Origin of the sequence: Sphingobium sp. ba1, assembly GCF_000743655.1 — a bacterium.
Taxonomy (GTDB): domain Bacteria; phylum Pseudomonadota; class Alphaproteobacteria; order Sphingomonadales; family Sphingomonadaceae; genus Sphingobium.
Map to the genome: position 1 here is coordinate 1,497,028 of NZ_JPPQ01000069.1, position 3,565 is coordinate 1,500,592.

Here is a 3,565-nt window from a genome sequence, read left to right on the forward strand (position 1 = left end):
TGCCGATCTGACAGATTTGCTGGGCTACCGCATTCACCGGCCTAATCTTGGCAACCATGAGGGGCGCTGTCCTTCCCTGCTGTTGCGCGATCCGGGGCGGCAGGTCGGCGCGATCGACATGCTCGCCTCCGAGCAGCACGCGCTGATCGACGCTTTCCGGGCTGGCGAATTGCCGAAGCCGGTCACCGGCTGAGCAAAAGCAGGGATAGATATTCGCGTGCATCGACAGGGGATAAAATGCGGCACAACGACGACGATCTGGAAGAGGCCGCAGCGAGGCGGCGGCATAAACGGCTGGAGACGTGCCGGGCACTGATCGAGGAACGTCGTCTGATCGAAAAGAGCCTGGGCAGTCACCTGTGCACCAATCCCAACTGGGACATGCTGCTCCATCTGTACCAGGCCGAGCTGGAAGGTTTTGCGGTCTATCAGTCCGCCCTCTGCACGGTCGCCAACATCCCCCATTCAAGCGCGCATCGGTGGACCGCCAACCTTGCCGTGCGGAAGATATTGACGCGCCGTCCCGACCCGCGCGACAAGCGGCGGATCACGGTTCGGCTGGCGCCGCCAATCAAAAATGCCCTCAACCATATTATGGATGGGGCTTGTGCGGCCGCCGCCGCATTCGTCCATCGTTGCGCCATCGATTCAGATGGCATATGATGCGCGATGCTCAATGCGTGAGGATGATGCAATGCGGACGACCCTTGTGATCGATGATGATGTCATGGCGGCGGCGCGTGCGATCGCCGATCATCAGCATAGTTCGATCGGGCGCGTCCTGTCGGATCTCGCCCGTAAGGCGCTCCGTGCGCCCGAAGCAACGCGCACGCGCAACGGGATCAGTCTCTTGCCAGCCAAGCCTGGGGTCGTGGTGACGCAGGATATCGTCAACGCCCTTCGTGATGAGGCGCCATGACCTACCTTCTGGACGTCAACATTCTTGTCGCATTGATCGACCCCAATCATGTCGGTCACGAGGCAGCGCACCGCTGGTTCGAGGCGGAAGGCAGCAAGGCCTGGGCGACTTGCCCTATGACCGAAAACGGCGTGATCCGGATCGTCGGCAACGTCCGCTATCCCGCAACGCCGGGTTCTCCGGCCGAGGTCGCGACGATCATGGCCCAGATGTGCAGACTTCCCGGTCACAGTTTTTGGCCGGACGATATCAGCCTGCTGACCGCAGACCATGTCGATGCAAGCCAGATCCTGACGTCAGCGCAGGTGACCGACACCTATCTCCTTGCCCTTGCGGTCGCAAATGGGGGCAAGCTCGCGACTTTTGATCGCCGCCTGACGCCCAAGGGGGTGGCCGGGGGCAAGGACGCGATCCACCTCATTGGACATCAGTGATGCGTACCAACCTTGACCACCTCCCAGCAGCCAAGCAGCGAGAGCTCGAAGAGGTCGTGCGCATCTTGTTCGCCGAGTTTCGGGAGGCAACCGAGAATGCGACTGGCCGCAAGAAGTCGGCCCGCATCCTCAAGATCATCCTTTTCGGCTCCTATGCGCGGGGCGATTGGGTCGATGCGCCCTTCGATGCCAATCAGTATAAATCCGACATGGATATCCTGGTCATCGTCAACCAGAAGGAACTGGCCGACGTCGCTGCCTATTGGTCGGTCGCAGAGCAGCGCCTCATCGACGCCTATCTGATCGAGAAGCGCATCCATACGCCGGTGCATTTCATCGTTCACTCGCTTCAGCAGGTGAACCAGGGCCTCAGCCATGGCCGGGTCTTCTTCATGGAAATAGCCGAACAGGGCATCGCCCTCTACGAAGCCGATGATCGCGAACTGGCCAAACCCAAGCCCAAGACGCCGTCGGAAGCAGCGAATGCGGCGCAGGACTATTTCGACGATTATTTTTCTGAAGCCATGCAAGTGTTCGAAGTCGCAAAGTTTGGCATTGAAAAGTCATTCGTCAGGAAGGCGGCATTTGATCTCCACCAGACTACTGAGCGTCTCTATCAAGCCATTTTGCTAACTCTCACCTTCTACACGCCATATGACCACAACATCGCATTTCTCCGCGCACAAGCTGAGAGCAGGCACCCTGCGCTGTTTGACATATGGCCACGGAACTCCCGAAAGGAGCGGGCGATGTTCCAAAAGCTCAAGGACGCCTATGTGAAGGCGAGATATTCCAAGCATTATCAGATCGATTTAGAAGAGCTGCGTTGGCTAGCTGAACGCATCGAAAATCTCGGCCAGACGACCCATTCGATATGCGTTTCTCACATAACCAAGCTAAAGGAAAAAGCGCGCCATTGACGTTGTCGCACGGATTTGCTGCGTAAAATATCCGACGCCGGAATGACCGAGTTTGGGACACCGCGTAATTGATGTAGCCACCCTTCTGTATGGTACGAAGTCGCATGAACGCTTCAATGCAGGAGGGTGACCATGTCGATCTACGCAGGACTGGATGTGAGTGACAAGTCCACGCATGTGTGCGTGGTTGATGGCGAAGGCGCTGTGTTGCGGCGCGAGGTTCTGGCGAGCGATCCCGACGTCATCGCTAAATGGCTTGGCCGCTATTGCCCGGATCTGGTGCGCGTGGTGCTTGAGACGGGGCCGCTGTCGGCGTTTCTCTATCATGGCATGGTAGCCCGCGATGTGCCGGTAGAGTGTATCTGTGCTCGCCATGCCAAGGGCGTGCTGTCGGCGCGGGTCAACAAGAGCGATGTTCATGATGCTGAGGGGATTGCGCAGATGGCCCGAACGGGCTGGTTCAAGCGCATCCATATGAAAGCTTCCGCCACGCATTTTGATCGTGCCGCGATACGAATTCGTGCACAGCTTATCACGGCGCGGACTGCCATGATCAACCAGTTGCGCGGCTTGTTGAAGCTGTTCGGCCTTCGCTTAGGTTCAGCCCGAGCTCCCGGCAAACGAACCGACCGCCTGATAGTGCTTTATGCCCAACGCCCCGATCTGGAGGCATTGTTCGCGCCGCTTATGGCATCCATCGAGGTGATCGAAGCGCAACTGCGCGCCTCGAACCGAATATTGGAGAAGAGGGCTGCCTCGGATCCCGTTTGCGCGCGTCTGATGACGGTCCCTGGCGTTGGGCCGATCACCGCCCTCACCTACACCATGAGCATAGAAGATCCTCGTCGCTTTGCCAGAGGTGAGGACGTTGGGGCGTATGCTGGGCTTGTCCCTCGACGAAGCCAGTCTGGCGAACGTGATACGCAAGGTCATATCTCAAAGGCCGGCGATCCGATGCTGCGACGGTCGCTGTACGAGGCGGCCAACATCATATTGTCGCGGGTAAGGCAGCCATTCGCACTGCAACGCTGGGGTAGGAAATTGGCCGAAGTCAAAGGTCCTAAGCGTGCCAGGGTCGCAGTCGCCCGGAAGCTGGCCATATTACTCCATTCCCTTTGGTTGAACGAGACCGAGTTCCGCTGGGTCTGACCCGGCGCCCCGCTCCCGATCAGCCATGCCCGGACGATCTCGTCACAAAAGTGGAGGGTTAAACCTCGTTTGGGACCCGGAGACGTGTCAATCGGCGTCCAAACGGGACCCCTTATCAGCGCGCAAAAGGGACCCCCTGTCAG

Annotated in this window: 5 protein-coding genes and 1 pseudogene; all 6 read left to right on the forward strand. The window is 58.7% G+C overall.

Annotation, left to right across the window (positions count from 1 at the left end; all coding sequences use genetic code 11):
• Positions 1-193 (forward strand): annotated as a pseudogene (locus IL54_RS24110) (hypothetical protein); the annotation flags it as partial.
• A gap of 44 nt (positions 194-237) precedes the next feature.
• Positions 238-663 (forward strand): MarR family transcriptional regulator, encoded by a 426-nt coding sequence (locus IL54_RS10270; RefSeq protein WP_051520215.1) that lies wholly within the window; start codon positions 238-240, stop codon positions 661-663.
• A 31-nt stretch (positions 664-694) separates the two neighbouring features.
• Entirely contained in the window at positions 695-919 is a 225-nt protein-coding gene (locus tag IL54_RS10275) for a CopG family transcriptional regulator (protein WP_193378838.1), read from the forward strand.
• Positions 916-1,353: a TA system VapC family ribonuclease toxin gene (locus IL54_RS10280; RefSeq protein ID WP_037475387.1), complete on the forward strand. Its 438-nt coding sequence runs from the start codon at positions 916-918 to the stop codon at positions 1,351-1,353. Before IL54_RS10275 ends, IL54_RS10280 begins: the two co-directional genes overlap by 4 nt.
• Complete coding sequence (locus tag IL54_RS10285) at positions 1,353-2,273, forward strand: HEPN domain-containing protein (protein ID WP_037475390.1); 921 nt, start codon at positions 1,353-1,355, stop codon at positions 2,271-2,273. Before IL54_RS10280 ends, IL54_RS10285 begins: the two co-directional genes overlap by 1 nt.
• 132 nt (positions 2,274-2,405) lie before the next feature.
• Positions 2,406-3,422, forward strand: coding sequence for an IS110 family transposase (locus IL54_RS10290; RefSeq protein ID WP_037475392.1), 1,017 nt, complete (start codon positions 2,406-2,408; stop codon positions 3,420-3,422).
• Positions 3,423-3,565: the final 143 nt, after the last annotated feature.